20 protein-coding genes are annotated in these 19,606 nt (G+C 43.7%); 11 read left to right on the top strand and 9 right to left on the bottom strand.

What is annotated here, in order from left to right; genetic code table 11:
* Positions 1–194 precede the first annotated feature (194 nt).
* From fadA to A3K91_RS12370, 4 genes are all read left to right on the top strand, one after another.
* Positions 195–1,367 carry an acetyl-CoA C-acyltransferase FadA gene (gene fadA / locus A3K91_RS12385; RefSeq protein WP_062845543.1) on the top strand — a complete coding sequence of 391 codons (1,173 nt, stop codon included), beginning with the start codon at positions 195–197 and terminating at the stop codon, positions 1,365–1,367.
* A 276-nt stretch (positions 1,368–1,643) separates the two neighbouring features.
* Positions 1,644–2,219: an isochorismatase family protein gene (locus A3K91_RS12380; protein WP_062845542.1), complete on the top strand. Its 576-nt coding sequence runs from the start codon at positions 1,644–1,646 to the stop codon at positions 2,217–2,219.
* A 108-nt stretch (positions 2,220–2,327) separates the two neighbouring features.
* Positions 2,328–2,957: an HD domain-containing protein gene (locus tag A3K91_RS12375; protein WP_062845541.1), complete on the top strand. Its 630-nt coding sequence runs from the start codon at positions 2,328–2,330 to the stop codon at positions 2,955–2,957.
* Between the two features lie 149 nt (positions 2,958–3,106).
* Complete coding sequence (locus tag A3K91_RS12370) at positions 3,107–3,658, top strand: DUF1287 domain-containing protein (protein ID WP_062845540.1); 552 nt, start codon at positions 3,107–3,109, stop codon at positions 3,656–3,658.
* Between the two features lie 97 nt (positions 3,659–3,755).
* Here the strand turns inward: A3K91_RS12370 and asd are convergent, their stop codons facing one another.
* Positions 3,756–4,589, bottom strand: coding sequence for an archaetidylserine decarboxylase (gene asd, locus A3K91_RS12365; protein WP_062846014.1), 834 nt, complete (start codon positions 4,587–4,589; stop codon positions 3,756–3,758).
* Between the two features lie 112 nt (positions 4,590–4,701).
* On the opposite strand from asd, the gene dtd reads away from it, so the two are divergent.
* The 3 genes from dtd to phoR all read left to right on the top strand — a co-directional run bounded on the left by dtd (position 4,702) and on the right by phoR (position 7,151).
* Positions 4,702–5,157, top strand: a complete 456-nt coding sequence (dtd, locus tag A3K91_RS12360) for a D-aminoacyl-tRNA deacylase (protein ID WP_062845539.1) — start codon at positions 4,702–4,704, stop codon at positions 5,155–5,157.
* A 125-nt stretch (positions 5,158–5,282) separates the two neighbouring features.
* The gene (gene phoB / locus A3K91_RS12355; protein WP_062845538.1) at positions 5,283–5,987 is read left to right on the top strand and encodes a phosphate regulon transcriptional regulator PhoB; all 705 of its coding nucleotides are present in this window, start codon (positions 5,283–5,285) and stop codon (positions 5,985–5,987) included.
* An 84-nt stretch (positions 5,988–6,071) separates the two neighbouring features.
* Positions 6,072–7,151: a phosphate regulon sensor histidine kinase PhoR gene (gene phoR / locus A3K91_RS12350; RefSeq protein WP_062845537.1), complete on the top strand. Its 1,080-nt coding sequence runs from the start codon at positions 6,072–6,074 to the stop codon at positions 7,149–7,151.
* Positions 7,152–7,200: 49 nt separating this feature from the next.
* Here the strand turns inward: phoR and A3K91_RS12345 are convergent, their stop codons facing one another.
* Positions 7,201–7,791 (bottom strand): M23 family metallopeptidase, encoded by a 591-nt coding sequence (locus tag A3K91_RS12345; RefSeq protein WP_062845536.1) that lies wholly within the window; start codon positions 7,789–7,791, stop codon positions 7,201–7,203.
* Positions 7,792–7,994: 203 nt separating this feature from the next.
* Between A3K91_RS12345 and A3K91_RS12340 the strand changes: the two genes are divergently transcribed.
* Entirely contained in the window at positions 7,995–8,693 is a 699-nt protein-coding gene (locus A3K91_RS12340) for a putative quorum-sensing-regulated virulence factor (RefSeq protein ID WP_062845535.1), read from the top strand.
* 13 nt (positions 8,694–8,706) lie between these two features.
* Here A3K91_RS12340 and A3K91_RS12335 read toward each other — a convergent pair whose 3' ends face one another.
* The gene (locus A3K91_RS12335) at positions 8,707–9,669 is read right to left on the bottom strand and encodes an alpha/beta hydrolase family protein (protein ID WP_084387352.1); all 963 of its coding nucleotides are present in this window, start codon (positions 9,667–9,669) and stop codon (positions 8,707–8,709) included.
* A gap of 336 nt (positions 9,670–10,005) precedes the next feature.
* Here A3K91_RS12335 and A3K91_RS12330 point away from each other — a divergent pair, with 336 nt between their 5' ends.
* Complete coding sequence (locus tag A3K91_RS12330) at positions 10,006–10,689, top strand: LOG family protein (protein ID WP_062845534.1); 684 nt, start codon at positions 10,006–10,008, stop codon at positions 10,687–10,689.
* A gap of 128 nt (positions 10,690–10,817) precedes the next feature.
* Here the strand turns inward: A3K91_RS12330 and A3K91_RS12325 are convergent, their stop codons facing one another.
* Positions 10,818–12,419: an FAD-dependent oxidoreductase gene (locus A3K91_RS12325; protein WP_062845533.1), complete on the bottom strand. Its 1,602-nt coding sequence runs from the start codon at positions 12,417–12,419 to the stop codon at positions 10,818–10,820.
* A 572-nt stretch (positions 12,420–12,991) separates the two neighbouring features.
* Between A3K91_RS12325 and A3K91_RS12320 the strand changes: the two genes are divergently transcribed.
* Positions 12,992–13,426 carry a COG4315 family predicted lipoprotein gene (locus A3K91_RS12320; protein WP_062845532.1) on the top strand — a complete coding sequence of 145 codons (435 nt, stop codon included), beginning with the start codon at positions 12,992–12,994 and terminating at the stop codon, positions 13,424–13,426.
* Between the two features lie 93 nt (positions 13,427–13,519).
* Here the strand turns inward: A3K91_RS12320 and A3K91_RS12315 are convergent, their stop codons facing one another.
* The gene (locus tag A3K91_RS12315; RefSeq protein WP_062845531.1) at positions 13,520–14,125 is read right to left on the bottom strand and encodes a YceI family protein; all 606 of its coding nucleotides are present in this window, start codon (positions 14,123–14,125) and stop codon (positions 13,520–13,522) included.
* A 523-nt stretch (positions 14,126–14,648) separates the two neighbouring features.
* Between A3K91_RS12315 and A3K91_RS12310 the strand changes: the two genes are divergently transcribed.
* Positions 14,649–14,918, top strand: coding sequence for a type B 50S ribosomal protein L31 (locus tag A3K91_RS12310; protein ID WP_062845530.1), 270 nt, complete (start codon positions 14,649–14,651; stop codon positions 14,916–14,918).
* Between the two features lie 119 nt (positions 14,919–15,037).
* Here the strand turns inward: A3K91_RS12310 and A3K91_RS12305 are convergent, their stop codons facing one another.
* From A3K91_RS12305 to A3K91_RS12290, 4 genes are all read right to left on the bottom strand, one after another.
* Positions 15,038–15,868 (bottom strand): SGNH/GDSL hydrolase family protein, encoded by an 831-nt coding sequence (locus A3K91_RS12305; RefSeq protein WP_062845529.1) that lies wholly within the window; start codon positions 15,866–15,868, stop codon positions 15,038–15,040.
* Entirely contained in the window at positions 15,862–17,259 is a 1,398-nt protein-coding gene (locus tag A3K91_RS12300; protein WP_062845528.1) for a nicotinate phosphoribosyltransferase, read from the bottom strand. Before A3K91_RS12300 ends, A3K91_RS12305 begins: the two co-directional genes overlap by 7 nt.
* A gap of 169 nt (positions 17,260–17,428) precedes the next feature.
* Positions 17,429–18,496 carry a bifunctional nicotinamide-nucleotide adenylyltransferase/Nudix hydroxylase gene (locus tag A3K91_RS12295; protein WP_062845527.1) on the bottom strand — a complete coding sequence of 356 codons (1,068 nt, stop codon included), beginning with the start codon at positions 18,494–18,496 and terminating at the stop codon, positions 17,429–17,431.
* A gap of 216 nt (positions 18,497–18,712) precedes the next feature.
* Positions 18,713–19,342, bottom strand: coding sequence for a glutathione S-transferase family protein (locus A3K91_RS12290; RefSeq protein ID WP_062845526.1), 630 nt, complete (start codon positions 19,340–19,342; stop codon positions 18,713–18,715).
* Positions 19,343–19,606: the final 264 nt, after the last annotated feature.

Raw genomic sequence — 19,606 nt, 5'->3', positions numbered from 1 at the left:
GCCTTTGAGCAAAACAGCCATTGATAGAACCCTATTTTTCAATCGCAAACGTACAGTTATAGTCAGTTCCATTGAATGTTAATACCAGTGCATCAAACGCAGAAGTACCTATCGTACTTTGGGTAAGATTGGCAAGGTAAAAGCGTCAAAGTGAACGGATGACACTGACAATAAAAATTGAAAAGGAAGATAGTATGACAACTTTAAGTCCAAAAGATGTGGTCATCGTAGATGGCGTACGCTCAGCGATGGGCAAATCTAAAAACGGTATGTTCCGCCATGTTCGCGCGGATAGCATGTCTGCTGAATTGGTACGTGCCTTGGTTGAGCGTAACGACTTTGACCCACGTGATGTCGAAGATATCATCTGGGGCTGTGTGAACCAAACGCTAGAGCAAGGCCTAAACATCGGTCGTAACATTGGCCTATTGGCTGGTATTCCAAAAACGGCAGGCGGTCAGACCGTCAATCGTCTATGCGGCTCATCAATGCAGGCGCTACACACGGCTGCTGCCCAAATCATGACCAATCAAGGCGAGATTTTCATCATTGGTGGCGTTGAGCACATGGGCCACGTGGGTATGATGCATGGCGTGGATCTCAATCCTGAAGCCTCAAAGCACTATGCAAAAGCCTCGAACATGATGGGCTTGACCGCTGAGATGCTAGGTCGCATGAATGGCATTACGCGCGAAGAGCAAGACGCCTTTGGTCTTGAGTCACATCGCCGTGCATGGGCTGCGACTTCTGAAGGTCGTTTTGACAATGAAATCATCGGTATTGAAGGTCATGATGCCGCAGGTCGCTTGCAGCTATGTACCGTCGATGAAGTGATTCGTCCAGATGCCACGATGGAGCAAATGCAAAAACTACGTCCAGCCTTCGATCCAAAAGGTGGTACGGTGACGGCAGCGACGTCATCTGCCTTATCAGATGGTGCCGCAGCAATGCTGGTCATGAGCGCGCAAAAAGCCAAAGACTTGGGTCTCAAGCCACGCGCTCGTATTCGTAGTATGGCTGTTGCTGGTTGTGACGCTGCTATCATGGGTTATGGTCCTGTACCAGCTACCAACAAAGCCCTCAAACGTGCCGGCATGAGCATCGATGACATGCAAACCATCGAGTTAAACGAAGCATTTGCAGCGCAAGGTTTATCAGTTCTAAAAGCACTGAACCTAACGGACAAACAAGACATCGTCAATATCAACGGCGGCGCGATTGCCTTGGGTCACCCACTTGGCTGTTCAGGCGCTCGTATCACAGTGACACTACTCAATGCGATGGAGCAGTCAGATACTGAAATTGGTCTGGCAACGATGTGTATCGGTCTTGGTCAAGGTATCGCGACCGTGATTGAGCGCGTTTAAACACTCGAATCGGTAGTCGATTTGTAATATTTAACCATTGTAAATACTTAGATAATAGCCTCTAGTCTTCATGACTGGAGGTTTTTTTTATTAGAATTTAGACAGTTAAGTAAATCATAGGCAGCAATAAGAGCTACTCGTAAATAACAGAGCAAAATTATGTCCATTGACGCACTTACCAAACTGTGACTAAATAAGCATTAGTGGAGTCATTATGCTATTGGTCACCACGCCATAGTTTTTAATGATAAACGTCAGTCGTACAAGGAGTGTGCTATGTCTACCATGATTACCGATCGTACTTATCGAATTGCTCGTGAAAATACCCAAGCAATGGTCATTGATGTCCAAGAGCGCTTAACGCCGCATATTTATGACCATGAAAACATATTAAAAAAGACAGTCACACTGATAAAGGGTCTACAAGCGCTGAACGTGCCTATTATGCTCAATGAGCAGTACAAAAAGGGTCTAGGCGATACGTTGCCCGAGATCAAGGAAGCACTAGAAGGTAATAATACAAAAAGTTTTGAAAAGGTCACATTTAGTGCCTGTGACAATGATGAAGCATGGCATCATCTGGCCCAGCAGAATCGCAGTGTCGTCATTTTATTCGGTGTAGAAGTACACGTTTGTGTGATGCAGACGGCGCTTGATTTACTTGATAACGGCATGCAACCTGTCATTATTGGCGATGCCGTTGGCTCGCGCTACCCTTATGATAAAAAACAAGCGATTCGTCGTATTCGCCGCGCAGGTGGTGTTATCAGTACGGTTGAGTCTATTTTGTTTGAGCTGTGCCGCAGTAGCCAAGACCCTGCCTTTAAAACCATCAGCAATTTGATTAAATAGTTGATGCAACAAAGGGCTGTAGTAAGCGGCTGCTACCATTTTATTTAACCATCGTAAAAACAGCGCTTGATCAGACAGGCGCTGTTTTTTATCTAATCAGAGAGAAGTATGTCTTTAAGTATGCCTAGACCACTGACCAGCCAAATGCTTGTAGCAAGTATCGATGTCAATGATGTCACCCATTTTTTGTTGGAGTTGGATGCGCTCAAACGTGTCAATCGCCGCAGCTATGTGACCCATACCACACGCCGAGAAAACTCTGCCGAACACTCTTGGCACTTGGCAATGGCTTGCTGGTCAATTGCTGAATTGTTTGAGCTCGACGTCAATCATGAGAAACTACTAAAGATGGCGTTGGTGCATGATTTGGGCGAGATTGATGCAGGAGATACCTTTTTATTTGCCAGCAGTCGTAACGCCGCCCACATCGAAGAGCGTGCTGGTATCGCTCGATTGCAAGCAGAACGCGGCAATGGGATTACCAATCTCGCTGAGATTTGGGAAGAACAAGAGACAGGTAGCAGCAAAGAGACCCAGCTGCTCAGAGTCGTTGATCGTTTGTTACCGTTTTTACTTAATCTAAATACCGAGGGAAAAACGTGGATTGAATCTGACGTCACGCGTTCGCAAGTGGCAGCAGCATTGGCATTTATTGAGCACAGCTTCCCTGTGATTCATGATTGGCTCACAGAAAATATCGAGTATGCAACGCATCAAGGGTGGCTGATTGACTCATAAATAACACCCATTATCCTCTTCATATTATTCAACTTACCTATAATTTACCCTTGCTAACATATTGATCATTAGCGTCACAAAAGAGAAGTCAATAAATGAGTCTATCTGTAACTTATAGAAAACTATGCAAATCACTTGTCCTTGTAAGCATGCTGAGCCTTGCGCATATGGCGCAAGCTGCGACGCCTATTAGTGATGGCGATAAATTGGCCTACGATGCCAAAAAACAAATTGGCGTGACCACAAGCTATGATCCTGCTTATCGTAAGTTGGATTTTCCGCGAGGTGACGTACCCATAGAAACAGGAGTCTGCACCGATGTCATCATTCGCGCGTATCGTTTGCAAAATATCGATCTTCAACAGCTGGTCAACCATGATATGAAGTCCAACTGGTCAGCTTATCCAAAAAGATGGGGACTTAAATCGACCGACAAAAATATCGACCATCGCCGTGTACCCAATCTTGAAGTGTTTTTTGAGAGACAGGGACAAACGTTATCGATTACTGACAAAGACAGTTTTCAAGCAGGCGATATAGTGACGTGGCGGTTGCCGAAGGACAGTTTACCTCATATCGGTATCGTCTCCGACAAAAAGGCCGCTGATGGTACGCCATTGATTATTCATAATATCGGACGTGGTACTCAAGAAGAAAATATTTTGTACTCGTACCCAATTCTCAAGCATTTCCGCTACTAACTGTCATTGATATATACCAGTTATAAGTAAAAAGCCCAATGAAACGTCGTTATTGACGCCTCACTGGGCTTTTATTTTTTATTATGACAGAGATAAATTACGAATTGGTGACACCCAATAACTGTCCCATTTTTACAAAACTATCGGCTTGCATGGTGCTTTCCCAGTCAGCGTTTGCTGCTTTTGGTAGTATGACAATCGCCGTCGACCCTAGGTAAAAACGCCCAAGCTCATCGCCTTTTTCGAAGCGCATGTCATGATTGGCCTCTTGTACATCATCAGTACGGACAATTTTGCCAGTCGCTACGGTTTCGATACCAGCGACAATCATAGCACCTACCATCACCACTGCCGCTTTGCCGTACTGAGTATCAAACATGCAGACTAGACGCTCATTACGCGCAAACAAGTCAGGGACATTGGCCGCAGTGGTATTGTTCACCGAAAATAAGGTACCGGGCACGTAGCGAGTTTTGGTCAATGTACCAGCAAATGGCATATGGACACGGTGATAGTTGCTGGGCGCTAAATACACAGTGGCAAAACTACCATCAGCAAAATAACGACCATCTTCACTATCAGCAAGCAGTTGCCCAACGTCATAATGACGACCTTTTGCTTGCAGCATTTTATGGTCATTAATCTGTCCTAACTGCGAGATAACTCCATCAGCGGGACTGACAATACCGTCAGCTGTGGTGTCGATAGGACGAGCGTCTTCCTTTAGCTCACGCGTAAAAAAATCATTGAAGCTTTCATAGGCATTGAGGCTTTGGCGCTCATACTCATCTAAGCTGACATTATATGCTTTTGCAAAGCTACGAATAAAAGTGCGTTTGACATAAGGATGGCGACTGGCGGCCAAACGTCCAGCAACTTTACTTAGCTTCTGTTGTGGGACAAGCTGTTGTAAGGTGGTGAATAAATTCATAATAGGGCTACCAAAATAAAGTGTGGTGTAATAAATAATAGGCAAGTAAATAGCCATATTTTATCATGGACAGCGTATGATTGTATGGCCATAATCTGTAAGGAGTTAGGGAGTGAAAGCACTTATACAGCGAGTACGCAGCGCGAGTGTCGTGGTTGAGGGGTCTAATATCGGTGCCATCGAGCATGGACTATTGGCTTATATTGGTTTAGGACACGATGATAACCTACAAACCGCGCAGCGCATGATTGATAAAATCCTGACGTATCGTATTTTTGAGAATAACGACGATCCTGCCAAGGCCGGTAAACTGGATAAAAATGTCCAGCAAGTGAATGGCGGATTGTTATTGGTATCGCAGTTTACCTTAATGGCCACAACCGACAAAGGTCGCAGGCCTGATTTTGGTGGGGCGATGGCACCTGAGGCAGCACAAGTGCTGTTTGCTCAGTTGATTGAGTATGCAAAGAGTCAGCATCCTATCATTGCTACTGGGCAGTTTGGTGCTAACATGCAAGTTGAGAGCATCAATGATGGCCCATTAAACTTCATATTAGAAGTCCGGTAGTTTATGTCATACTGAATAATAACTGTCATCAAGCTGTCACAATTAATCCGTTTAATAGATAAAAGCTGGCGAATATGTATCGCCTTTTACGTGCTAAACTTTGTACTTAACACTGAGAATGCTGTATGTATAACGAGCAAATTTTGATTGTTGAAGATGAACCTGCGATTCGTGAAATGGTGGTCATGACGCTAGAGATGGCTGGGTTTGATAGTCTACAAGCCGCCGATGTGTCAGAAGCGCATCAACAAGTCGTGGATCATAGACCAGCGCTGATTCTACTAGACTGGATGTTGCCAGGCGATAAGAGTGGCGTGGATTTTTGTCGTATGTTAAAAAACGATGATCTGCTCTCTGAAATACCCGTCATTATGCTGACGGCAAAGAGCGAAGAAGACAGCAAAGTTCATGGTCTTGATGCTGGTGCTGACGATTATATGACCAAGCCTTTTTCGACGCGCGAACTTATCTCTAGAATCAAGGCGGTGCTGCGGCGTAGTAATGCGCTCAGCAGTGATAAATCTATCGAAGTCGGCAAGCTCAGTTTAGACCCAAGAAGTCAACGTGTGACAGTAGCGGGTAAAGTGGTTGAATTGGGCCCTACTGAATATCGGTTATTGGCATTTTTTATGAGTCATCCAGAGCGTGCTTATACGCGCACACAGCTACTAGATCAAGTATGGGGCGGCAACGTCTATATTGAGGACAGAACCATCGATGTCCATATTAAACGTCTGCGTACCATATTAAGACCTTACGGCTGTGATACGTTGATACAGACCGTTCGCGGTACAGGCTATCGATTTTCTAATATCATTACGCCGACATAATTAGCCATGCTTAGAAACCTCATGGCAGTCGCAACCTAAGATGACATGGCAAAAAAGTAGTAGGGATGATGAATGAGCACAATAATGACAAAAAATAATCAACAGAGTCCATCAGAATCAGTTTCTAATCAACACGCCTCGGATCAATTGACAAAAATCAGAAGCGCCTTACTGGCTTTACGAGATGCTGTGATTTTGCTCAACCAAGATGACAATGTGGAGTGGTGGAATCAGTCGGCACAAGATTTATTGTCACTACAAGTAGGCGATGCAGGCAAAAGCATTTTTGATTTCATTCGAGTACCTGAGTTTCGTCAGTACTATCAAGCGACCACTACGACTCTCAGTGAGGGTGTGCACATAGAATCTTGGCAAGATCCTAAACGCTACTTGAAATGTGAACTCACGCCTTTTGGTGACCAAAAATTACTGATTATCTATGATGTGACACGCTTGCAGCATTTAGAAGAGATGCGTCGCGACTTTGTAGCAAATGTCTCGCACGAATTACGTACTCCGTTGACTGTGATGATGGGCTATTTAGAGAATTTCTCAGATCAGCCAGACATGCCGCCGCATTGGCGACGCGGGTTTGAGCTTATGAGTCAGCAAACGGCGCGTATGAATAGAATTGTGAATGATCTATTGTTGTTGTCTCGAATTGAAATCGAAGAAACTCACGAGCTCAACTATATTGATATGACCAAACTACTGACCCATGTGTATGACGATGCGCAAGCATACAACCAAGCATACGGGCATATCATCCATTTGCAGATAGACACTTATGATGGGCTATATGGTTCTGAGATGTACCTAAACAGTGCCTTATCTAACCTTGTGATAAATGCCATTAAGTACACACCCAAGGGTGGTAATATAACCATTAGCTGGACAAAAACCTCAGAAGGCTGCCGATTTGCCGTGGAAGACAATGGTATTGGTATTGCAGCAGAGCACATCGCACGTCTAACGGAGCGCTTTTATCGCATCGACAAAGGGCGTAGCCGCGCCACCGGTGGTACAGGGTTGGGTCTCGCTATTGTAAAACACGTTTTGTATCAACACGAAGCCAGTTTGCAAATTGAATCCGTAGAAGGGGTGGGGTCGACATTTAGTGTGGTTTTTCCAGCAGCTTATGTCCGAACGGCTTCTACAGGCTGATGCTATCTGTTACTACCCATAATGTTTGTAGGAACGAACGCTACAGGCATCACTCTTTTTGCATGAGTGGATAGGGATTCACAGCACTACCATTAATATAAATTCCATAATGAAGGTGAGGTGGGGTGCCTTTTGCATTACCGCTATCACCAACATAACCGATGATATCTCCAGCATTTACCCAGTCATTGGGAGAGATATCGGCATAGTCTTCTAAATGCGCGTAGTAATGTCCTGCACCACCTGGTCCGACAACGACGACGACGCGACCGCCCAAATTATTATTCCCCACTTTGCTAACAATCCCTTGTGTCGTTGATTGTATTGGCGTGCCCCTCGGAGCAAAGATATCAATACCTTCATGTGTGCGACCTTGACTGCGAGCCGCGCCCCATGTATCAGCCAATCCTTGCTCTGGTAGCGGGTTGGGTAAACTGTTTTCAGTAGGAGGGTCTTGTTGCAAAAGGCTCAATTGCTGCCATTTTGCCATCACAAAAGATTGAGTTTGTTGGCTGATGGTTGGTAATAATCGATCGAATACAAATAATAGCGCCAACAGTACAACTGCTTTAATCAATACGCTGAGCATACGGCTTATCAATGTCGGGCGGGGTGGCTTGCTGTTGTCTGTCGGTTGCATCAATACCTCTTATCTTTCTTATATAGTGTTTATACTAGTATAGGGGCCTTAGCGATTTACGTATGTATTGCATTGTTATATCAGCGTTTTAACCCCATAACGGACGGGCGGGTCTCAAAACATGATGGTTAAATACAGTTATTAAGCATAGTCGTTAAATACAAGCGTTAAGTACAAGGGCAATTATTTATGGTTCATACTTTATGACAGAGGTTTTTAACATCGCGAACACAGCACTGGTGATCGATACTGAAACCGATCAAGGGCGTGATCCAAGACCAATCCAAATTGCGACCATCAATGTAATGACTGGTTTTGAGTGGATGAAGTACTTTAATAGCGGTCGCACTATATCGCCTATCGTCATCAAGGTACATGGCATTACCGATGACGATGTTGCAGGGCTTGAGCGCTTTAATTTGGCTGAGTTTGAATTGCCAGAGTATCTGATTGGTCATAACGTGCGCTTTGATTGGCGAGTAATCGGCAGTCCTTCTGCTAAGCTGATTTGTACGGTTAGGTTGGCACGCGTGGCTTTTCCAGAATGGCGTGCTTATGGGCAATCTAAATGTATTGAGCAACTACTCGGTAAAGAAGAGGCAAGCCGTATGACGATTGCCGCTCACGACGCGCTCGGTGATGCTCGTATGTGTTATCTGCTGTATCAAGCGTGCTGTGAGCGCTTAGAGATTGCACCGACAGATTTTGCCGCCGCTCATGCGATTGCTAACAAAGCCAATCCCGTCAGTAAAATGCCGTTTGGTAAACATAAAGGCACGCCAATTAAAGACGTACCTATTAGCTATGTAAAATGGATGCTCGGTAATATTCATAATATGCAGCCGTCGCTGTATTCTGCGTTGACCAAACGGGTTATGGCAGAAGAAGCAAAGGATAAATAGACGATTCAAAAAGTCATTGTCTGATAGTTGGCGCCTTGTCGTTCAACCAATCCACTGCCATTTGCCATAACTCGGGTGCTTTGGCATAAGTTTTACTACTAAAGTAACGCATGTGCCCGATGCTATCGACACCAAAATCTTTTGGGTCTAAAAAGCGTTTTTCGACAGGCATTGCCGTAAACACTCGTGTCATGTCATCTATGTTTCTGCTATTGGCGATATCGTCATCACTAAAGCCAAGCCACAATGCTGGCATGTCAAGCTCATCATAAAAATGCGTGTGTATGCTGTTACCAAACGCTGTCTTGATATAGCCTGCGCCATTGCACCATTCACGCCATTGTTTTGCCACGCCGCGCGGTAACGGCTCACCCATACCGACTTTGTCCGAAGGTGTATAGCCCAATGTCAGATTGGTCATTGGAATAAAGGCATCCATAAAGCCCATCGCTTTGAGTTTGTAAGGCATGGCCATGTTTTTGATACGACCTGAGGAGCAGGCCACGTTAAAGACGGACGTGATACCTTTATGGTTGGGCATCAATCCAATCAGTTGACCACCTGCGCTATGACCAACCAAATGATAAGTCGCCTCAGCAAACTCATCTTGCAACGCATCGAGTACGGCCGGCATGTCATGACGACCCCAGCTAATGAGTGAGGCGTCACATTTTGCCAAATCTATCGATAGTGACTCACCAATCCCCTCATTGTCAAAGGTCAACACGCCAAAGCCATGACTTGCTAAATACGTCGCAAAATTGTGATAAAACTGCCGTTTGATACCGGTTGCGGGGCCGATCATAACGGCTCTTTTTACCTCTGCATTAGGACGATATACTGTCGCTGCTAATGGCTGATTGCGCTCAGTCATGATAGTTAAAGCATAGGTGTCGATATCAGGATTCGTATTGAGAGCGCCATCGTTGATATGATTTTTTTGCTCGCTAAAAGATGTTGTGTGCTGGCTGTCCATGCTGTACCTCAATGGTTTTTTATCGTTTTTGGGTCTAAAGTAGGTGTGTTTATCAGAAATAATGTATTAACAGTTAATGTTAAGATGTCATAATTATGTCAGGATAAATCGTTGATACCATGTGATCATATTGCTTATGTTAAGATAAATGCTGGTCAGCGAAGCAATCAAATATGACTTCCAAGTTCTATAGGGTTTGTCTTTAAAAATAATCCATAAAACTTTAAATGAACACTTATTTTAGACAATAAAAATATGCTTATGCTCTAATAAATACGTAATAATAAGCACACGCACTCAATAAAAGACAATCGAGATAAACACTAAGGAAGCGGTATGCAAATGAACATTAACAATGATACTTACGAAGTAATCACGAGCCAAGACATTCATAATATTGAGCAAGCGGTGGATAAATCGGCATTGTCCATGCCATTGGTAGCGGTCTACTGTGGGTCACGTTTGGGTAATAGCGAAGTCTATGAGCAGGCCGCACGCGAGCTTGGTTTGGCTTTGGCAGAAAATGGCTTAGGTTTGGTTTATGGCGGCGCTAGCATCGGGCTGATGGGTGCCGTCGCGGATGAAGTTATCCAAAACGGTGCACAAGCGGTTGGGGTCATTCCAACGTTTATGCTTAAGCACGAAATCGCACATGAACAGCTGACCCGTCTGCATTTGACAGATACCATGCACACCCGTAAGACCGTCATGGCAGAGTACGCCGATGCTTTTATTACGTTGCCAGGTGGACTTGGCACGCTAGAAGAGATTATGGAGATTGCCACATGGCGTCAGTTGTACCAACACGAAAAGCCAATGATTATCCTAAATATCAACGGCTTCTATGATCGTATGATTGAGCATTTAAAACATACCACTGAACAAGGCTTTATGAAGCAAGAAGATCTTGACCGTTTGGTGGTTTGTAACACCATTGGTGACGCGATTGATTTACTCAAAACAGTTGTAAAGATACATGACGAAGTGGATACAGAAAAAATGGCAGGTAGCGAAAGCTGATATTTTTTAGCCAATGCCACAGACAATACTAAAAGTCATTGTCTGACTGTGAAATAAAAAATTATGAAATAAAAAAAGGAGTCACTAACCACTGGTTACTGACTCCTTTTTTATGATTCAAGCAAATACTAAGGAGTGCTTGTAGGCATCTCATCAAGAGAAGATGAGTCATCCGACGACAAGTTGTCTAAAGTTGCTTCGCGGATACCATGATTCACATGAGCCATCGCTTGCGGAAAACCACGCTCGCAAGCCAAGGTGCGGGCAACCTTATCAATCGCCAGACTGTCATTGTGTACCAAGTAAGACCATTCATGCGCATAACGCTCTCTGTTTACCTGCGTGTCATTATCAATCAAACCAAGATTTGTCAATTCATCAACGATTTGATCTGCTGCAATCAGGGTTGAGGACGCCTTAACGTTTTCGGCACGCGCATAGCGTATGTTTGAATAGAGGCTAACATCGGCCACTCGCAAAGTATCGTCTTCGCCGGGGATTTGTTGACCGCCATAAAGGGCATTGCCAATGGTGCGCGCGCTATTAAATGTCGGTACAAATTCAGCCACATAATCAATGGCTTGTTGGCTACGCGCTTGGAGTGGTGTTTTGTCCCAGCCATCGTCAATATAATGCACGTATTGCTCAGGTAACTTAGGCTGGGCGCTTTCTTCACTAGATGCGACCAATCCATCATCAAATAAAGTGATAAATTTACTCATACCATGGATTTGAAAGTAGCCATCTGGATAAGGGGTCAATTGAGCCATACCTTCTGGCGTACCGCGATTGCCGTAGATAATAATTTCTGGTATCTGACCGCCCGTTTCTTTCCAACGGGTAATATAAGAAGATTTGAACTCGACCATGCGTGTTACCTTCACACCGACCATGTCATCAATGACGCCAGTACGGAAGCCGCAAGCATTGATCAAATAATCCACTTCGATGGATTCTAATGCTTTTGGGTCGACCGCTTGTTGATCATGTGCTCGTTGATAGTCGATACGCCATTTGGTGACATGGTGGTCAGCGTTGGTGCAATTCTCACAATCAACGGGCAAGACTTGCTTGACTTGAGTATCCGTAAATACATGTGCATGCTCATAATCTTCTAGTGCCAATTGGGCGGAAGCTGCGAGACGGAAAATATTCCAGCCATATTCTTGTACGACAATCAGTGGGAATTTAACTTTGTCTAAGTCCAAATATTTTGCAACCGGTATCATCCATTCATCAACCGTACTGGGTATGGCAACTTGTTCGCGTTCAGACAGCGCAATCAGCTGTTCGTGGCTATACAGCTGATAATAGTTTTCAGGCTCGCCCAAGACTTTATTATTGCTATCTTGAGCAATCAGTTCGCGATATGCGTCTGTTAAAATATCAAGACGCGGTAGCAGATCTTCAGGGGACCCTTCATCACGAGTGGGAACAGCAAACACCGTCGGACGTACATCGATGGTATAAGGATAAAGGCGCAAAATGTCGATGCATTGTTTGAGTAGCGCAACGCAGTCTTCATCAGGGATTTCGCGGTATAAGTTGCCACCTGCATGCAAATGACACATCGGTGGACCATCAATCAGCGATTTGTTTTTTTCAAATAAATAGGTCTCAAGCCCTAATGCAGCCAAGCGAATGGCAATGGTGGCACCTGCCGTACCACCACCGAGAATGCCGACGCGTTTTGGAATTGATACAGAGTTTTCAGTCAAAGAATGAGTCATTATCGTTATTATGTCCTTAATAGCATCTACAGTGGATCATGCTGGATATAGTTATTAATCTGATTGTTAAGTCGTTCGATTTTTAAGTAGAAAGTTACTGCTGATATGTGTGCAAAGAGCGTTGACTTCAACAGGTATATTAGAAGTAATGAATATATTTTTATAGTGAAGCTACGCTAAATTTCTATAAGGATATTCTACAAAAAAATGTCGCCAAAAAGATGGCAAATACGTAAGTGGATACATGAGTTTTGTCAGTGGACTGCTGTAATCTAGAACAGGCTATAATAAGTGGCAAAAAGACTAAGTGGTGAAAAGATAATGAATGCAAAAAGGAATTACAGCGTCGCTATTTTCTAGCTGAAAAGTCTCTAGCCGAAAAGGTTGGTATTTAATTATTTTGTAAAATATATCCGTTTTTGTAAGTTTGTATCCTGAGAACCATCGTGGTGAAACGCCATATGCTATATTTGTATTGCTTAAGGAAATTCTGGCTTTATCTTTGATTGATGTTCACATCAAAAATAAAATTGCCCGATAAAATCCATTATTAAAATTACAAGGAAGTTGTTATGAAAAACATCATGGTATTATCTGCGTTAACAGGTGTATTAGCATTAACAGGTTGTACGACTCTGAAGAGTGCGGTTGGAAATGACATGTCAGGCACGCACGACGTGCAAGCGACCAACAATAATACAGCACCCGTCGCGAGTAAAAATGGCGTATTGGTCGATGCGACCAATCAAATGACGCTTTATACTTATGATAAAGACGCCAAGAACAAGTCAGATTGCGGCACAACTTGCCAAGTTTTATGGCCTATTTTTATGGCGCCAAGTAACGCTAAAGCATCGGGTCAATTCGCTGCATTCAAGCGTGAAGATGGTAAATATCAGTGGGCAATGAATGGTAAACCGTTATATTTCTACGCCAATGACACAAAAGTTGGTGATAAAGATGGCGATGACAAGTTTGATGTTTGGCATGTTATTCCAACGAAATAAAATGCCATAACATTGGTTTAACAAAAAAAGCAGCCTTATTTTGAAGGCTGCTTTTTTTGTTGCTAGTAAACGCTATCAACAGGTCAATAGAGCTTATTTCGATTTCTTTTCTACCAATTCGCCATCGATTTGGATAGGCACATTGGTGGTAATACCGTCTGCATAAGCAGTCATGCCGTAAGCGGCACGATCAATATTACCAGTAGCACGGAAACCGACGACTGGCTCTTTGGTAAGCGGGCTGTTGGCAACTTTATTCAATGTTACATCTAGGGTTAATGGCTTGGTTTGGCCAAGCATGGTGAAATTACCCATGACTTTTGCTTGTTGCGGATTGATAAAAGTGACCTTGGTGGATTTAAACGTCATCGTTGGATATTTGGCAACATTGAAAAACTCTTCTTTCTTCAAATGCTCATCACGCGCATCCCAATTGGTATCGATGCTATCAGTTGCGATAGTAAAGTTCATATTGGTTTTGTTTGGGGCTTTGATATCATAATTTACCATACCTTTGACATCGCTAAAATGTCCCATGGTGGTTGAAAAACCCATATGGTTGACAGAAAATCCAACACGAGTATGTGAGTCATCCAACTGCCATTGGCTTGGCATTGCTGCACTTGCTAGAGTAGTCACTGCCAGCGCTGAGCTGATTAATAATGTTTTTGCAGTGTTCTTCATTACCATATTGATCATTAGAATATCCTTAAGTTGGCTTGTTTGATTGGCGCGTGTATGTCTGATGCCTGTTTGTAAAATCTTTGTACTGATAAGTTTGTACTGATGAAACCGCCGAGTTCTAAACGGCTACATTTAAAATCGGCAGTTGAAAATAACGTAGGCGTATAAAAATACTTATCATTGTTAACTCAGGCTACAATAACAGATTTTATTGGTTATTTCAGCTAAATTGATATTATACTCATAAGGCAGATTTCTCTCAATGCTGTTAGCCAATTTTTGACAACTTAACACACATAACCCTAACAGCTGCGACTTGCATCAAACAACGAAAACCGTTAAAATCGCGGTTTGATTTTCCCGCTGGGGAAAGGCTAAGTGAGCAGAAGCGTGGTGTTGTGTGCTGGAATAAGCCAGTGACGCAGTTGCCATCCTTATCAATGTCCTTAGTGCCTCAGTTACGTATGTCATCGCTTGGTTGATACCTCAAAAAAGAGGTTAAACAGGCTATTCATACATCGGACATAGAGAGTTTATTATGCGTAAAGATATCCATCCTAATTACCAAGAAGTTTTGTTCCATGACACTAACGCTGACGTGTTCTTTTTGACTCGTTCAACGGTTAAGACTAAAGCCACTCGTGAATACGAAGGTACAGAATACCCATACTACCCACTTGATATCTCAAGTGCGTCGCATCCATTCTATACAGGTGAGCAACGTAAAACTTCTACTGAAGGCCGTGTTGCAAGCTTCAACAAACGCTTTGGTGCATTTGGTGGCCGTAGTAAGAAAGCTGCTGAATAATTCAGACAGATTTGCCACACCAACGCTTGACACAAAAAAACCGCTGATGATTCAGCGGTTTTTTTTGATTCTGAGTAAAGATTAATATCTGAGTAAATGTCGTTACCGATATCTAAAGGTTATTCGGCTTTAGACATGTCCAATAACGCTAACATTCGCTCTGATACTTGCTGTGCCCAATAACCATACATAAGACTACTTGGATGAAAACCATCACTGGCAAACATCACTGCGATATCGATTGGTGATCCATTAGAGTGCTCCTTTATCATTCGTGCAAAGTCAGTTGCCATATAATTGACACCAGCATGAGTCGCGCACACTTGTTGCAGTATTTGATCAAGCAGTAAGGCTTTAGCGCCCACAAAGTTATTCAAAGGCGCAGGAATCGCAGGCATGTCTGCCATCGGTGGTAGACTTAGAAAAATCAACTCTCTGACGCCAAATTTACGTTGTGCAATGGCAATAATATCTTCAATCTGCTGTTTCCATTTGTCTATTGCGACATTGGAAGTCGTATCATTGACACCCACGCTGAGCAGCATGACATCAACCGGTTGAGTGGGCGCTGGTAGAACATAAAGTCTGCGTAAGATATCAAAACTGGTATGACCAGTCGTGGCTTGCAATGACCAATCTAACATATTAAAGCTTGAATGAGCAGAAAGCTGCTGCGTCAATATGGGGATCAGCTTACCGACCAGCGCTTCTTGTTGCGTTTGACTGCCGACACCAGCGGCTGCCGAATCTCCTACGATCATCAGCTTCAAGGTTGACTTGTCAGAGGCTGGACCATCAGTAGCAGCATGTAATGAAACGAATCCGCACCTTTCGCCGTCCGGTTCGGGAAGACGAACGGTATCGCGTTTGATTCTGCGACCCTGATGGAAATAAACAGGGGCAAGCAGCACGTCTTTTGCGACAGACGCAATTTTATGAGTATCTACCATCCAGCACGCTCCCGAATCGTGGTCAGGCTGTCATCCATTAATAATTGACCGTCAATATAAACCTCTCGTAGCAGGTTGTCCGCCTCATTGGTCAAATCATCTGCCTTGATGGTTTGTATGGCACCACTATCGTCTTTTACCAATGCCAAACGACCTTTTTTGGAGCGTTTAGAACGACTGGTGACGGGATCTTTATAAATATCTTTCCAGACGCCAGCGATAGAGATTGCGCTGGCTTTCATCGCCCAGCTCATCGTATCGCGGTTGACTTGTTGTAATAGGCCACCACCCATACCGAACGTTACGTTTTCAGCGCTAAAGCCTGCTTTCATCACGACTTCAATAATCTTGCTCAAGCTTTGCGGACTGATCCCATCGCCTTGAATGATGCGCACGTAATCAGGTAATACTTTATAGCCTTTACTGTTGGTTGTTGTACCAAACTTCACTGCCAAACGTTCCAACGCTTCACGCACCACTTTGGTCGGCTCACCACTGTCTGGTCTAATGACCAAGGTGCCACCCATGTTTTTTACGTCCTCTTTTAGGCTGCCGCCCCAGATATTGTCGATCGCATTCCACAAATCATAGCTGTCTGATACGACTGAAAACGCCTTGTCTTCACCGCCAAACTGCTCAATCATATTGGCGAAGGCTGCAGTCTCACCGTCACGGCCCCATGCAGTCATAGTGCTGTGCTCAGCTGCAGGAATAGAAAACGCAGGCATGTCTTTACCCATCTGATACCAGCGGCTGGCCGCAACGAGCGCAGTCATTGAATCTGTACCAGCAAAGTTGACCAAATGCGCCAAGCTGCCAAGAGCGACGGTTTCCTGACTTGACGCGCCGCGTGCACCAAAGTCATGCAAACGAAAGGGCAGCGACGCTGTATTATCGGCGGACTTTTCTAACGCTTGACGAATGATGCCTTTACAATAATGAGAGACACTGGCCACTGTCGACGGATACCAAATCGCGCGTAATAGCGCTGTTTCAATATAACTTGGCAACCAATAAAACTCAGGGTCAGTATTGATGACTTGGCAGACGACATTGGAGACAGGGACAATGCTGCCTTCTGGTATGGCTTCGATGCGTAATGGTAAGTAGCCGCCATGTTTTGCGACCAAACGCTCCCAACCAGCACGATTGAAAGTCAAACCATGTGCCTGAATGACCATTTCGGCTTCATCGATGTCTTGGGTTGTGATAGGCGTGCTCAGATACTCTTTGATAAAAGCTTGCAGGCCAAAGAACACTACATCATAGTCACCTTTACGCGTTTCAATGTAGCTCGACAGATACTCACTACCATTTGGGTATTGCACCCAATGTGAAGTTTTATAGCTGTCACTGTTAAGAATCAAATTGTTTAAATTACTGGTGTACATCACAGAACTCCTCTGCTTTGAGATGCCACAACTGTTTTGATGAAAGAGCAGTTGCGGCGTTTGACCGTTGCCGTCTATCGGCATTGGTGTGAAAATTAAAATAAATTATATAGCGTAGACTTAAGAGATAATGGATAAACAATGCACCAAATAGTCAATCTATAACATCCTACAACCCGACCATCTTAGTAATAATCGCATAGTGGTCTTCAAACATCATCTTGGCATCAAGCTCTGCCAGCGGTAACCAAAAGGCCTTGATTGCATCATCGCCGCCTTTGACTTTTGGCAACCCTTTTGGATCGTTTTTAAGCTGAAAATAAAACGCTTGTGTGATGGTGCGACCACGGGCAGAGCGATAAGGATCATCAAAAGTGTGCTGACTGTGGCAAGAGCCGCGTAAGACAGGCTCAGGGACCTTGAGACGCGTTTCTTCGCGTAGCTCACGGATACAAGCGTCAAACAGTGTTTCTTTTGGATTCAAAAACCCGCCCGGCAATGCCCAAAGTCCGCGCCCCGGCAGACTACGGCGCTCAACCAATAAGATATGTCCTGATTGTACAATCAAAGCATCAGCCGTCATAAAAGTAGGGGGGTAAGGCGCAGATTCCCACTGTCTTTTGTATTTATCAATAAAATCTGCCTCTTCGTGCAACTGTTTGTAGTCATCTGTTTTTTTGAACTGATCTAACACATTGCGAGTAGATTCAGGCGTACGCTCAGGCGTTGGTGTGGCGCCCATCAGATAGCTGTCACGAATGGGCGTAGCGGATAAATTGTGATAATTGGGTACAGAAACCGAGTCCCAGTTGGGAAATAACGACAGATAATATGATGAGCTGTCTTTTGAGTGCCCAATCAAACCAATATCCGTTTGCAAATCACCTGTGACAGATTTGACGCCAGCTTGCACGTATTGTAACCAGCGCGTGTCGTTATAAAGCGCATCGTCTAATCCAACACAATGAATGCGCGCCGCTTCTTCATCAGAGTACGCGTTTTTAATCATCGCGGCACGTTCATCCACGCTAAACGGGTTGCGCAAACTGCGAGGTAGGTTGGCTGAACCGATGAGCATAATGACTTCATCTGAGCGCTTTAGGGCTTCATCGATGACTGCTTTGTGACCACAATGAAATGGCTGAAAACGCCCGATAAAAACCAAATAACGATAGCGTTTATGCTCTTGTTTATCTGAGTGGTGCTTATCTGGATGTTGCTCTGATGATGCGCTCATATATACCAGTTTCCTACTGCTTATGTTTTATGGGTTAAACACAATTTTTTAATAGTGCCAATACTGACATAGCTCATGACTTTCTGACAAGTGCAAAGATGTTCTATGAGTACTGATTATTGGCACGTGTTTTAAATACAATAAAAGCCACTCCAAATCATTAGAGAGGCTTTAAGATAAAGTTCATAAAAATAGTATAGGTCTGACAACTAAATGCTAAAGCGACTCAATTTTGCTAATACCTTCTTGGCGTATCACTTCAGTCACACCAGCGTCAGACTCAATACGACTTATAAAGGCATTGAAGTTCTTGTAGCTAGAGAGGTCAAGTTCCATTTTTTTCGCCCATGTCAGTATGACATATAAATAGATATCTGCTGTGGTCTTAGTGCCTGTCAGATAGTCCTGTGTGCCAAGCCTTTCATTAGGATACTCAAGCAGGCCAACGATTTTTTTCTTCGCATTGTCTTTTAATTCTGCTTGCGCAGCTGTATCTTTTACGAAACCATCAGGGCCGAACAGTGGTCCAAAGCTTTTATGGACATCTGAATTGATAAAGGCTAACCAGTGCATGATCTCGGCACGTTGAGCGGGCGAGCTAGTAGCACCGAATATGTTAGCGTCAGGATATTTAGCATCAATATAGGTTTGTACGGCGATATTCTGCGTGACTACGGTATCACCATCTACGATTGCAGGTACTGAACCCTGCGGGTTAATACGCAGATATTCTTCTGATTTTACAGAATCGTGATCTAGTATTTCTAGTTCATACTCTGCTTGTGCCCACTCAAGAGCGACGTGTGGAACCATTGAACAAGCGCCTGGCATGATATATAACTTCATAAAATATCCTTTTAAATTTATTCTTTTAAATTTATTCTTTTGAATTTATCATTTTGTCGAATTTAGTCTAAGCAACTGAGCCATATAACTCAGTTATATTATGTGAGTTTAGTTTTAAGAGATGTAGCATTACCTTATCCTTGATAATTTATCTGACAGTCTTAATATAAGCAGTAGTAAACACTGTGTGAGTAATTAAAGCGTTTTGCGTCTCGTTATTGTTTTTTTATATCACCATTAAAAAAACCAATAGTGACTATTAAT

This window comes from Psychrobacter alimentarius (genome assembly GCF_001606025.1).
GTDB lineage: Bacteria > Pseudomonadota > Gammaproteobacteria > Pseudomonadales > Moraxellaceae > Psychrobacter > Psychrobacter alimentarius.
The sequence above is the reverse complement of the archived record's forward strand: the minus strand, read 5'-3'. Positions and strand labels throughout refer to the sequence as shown.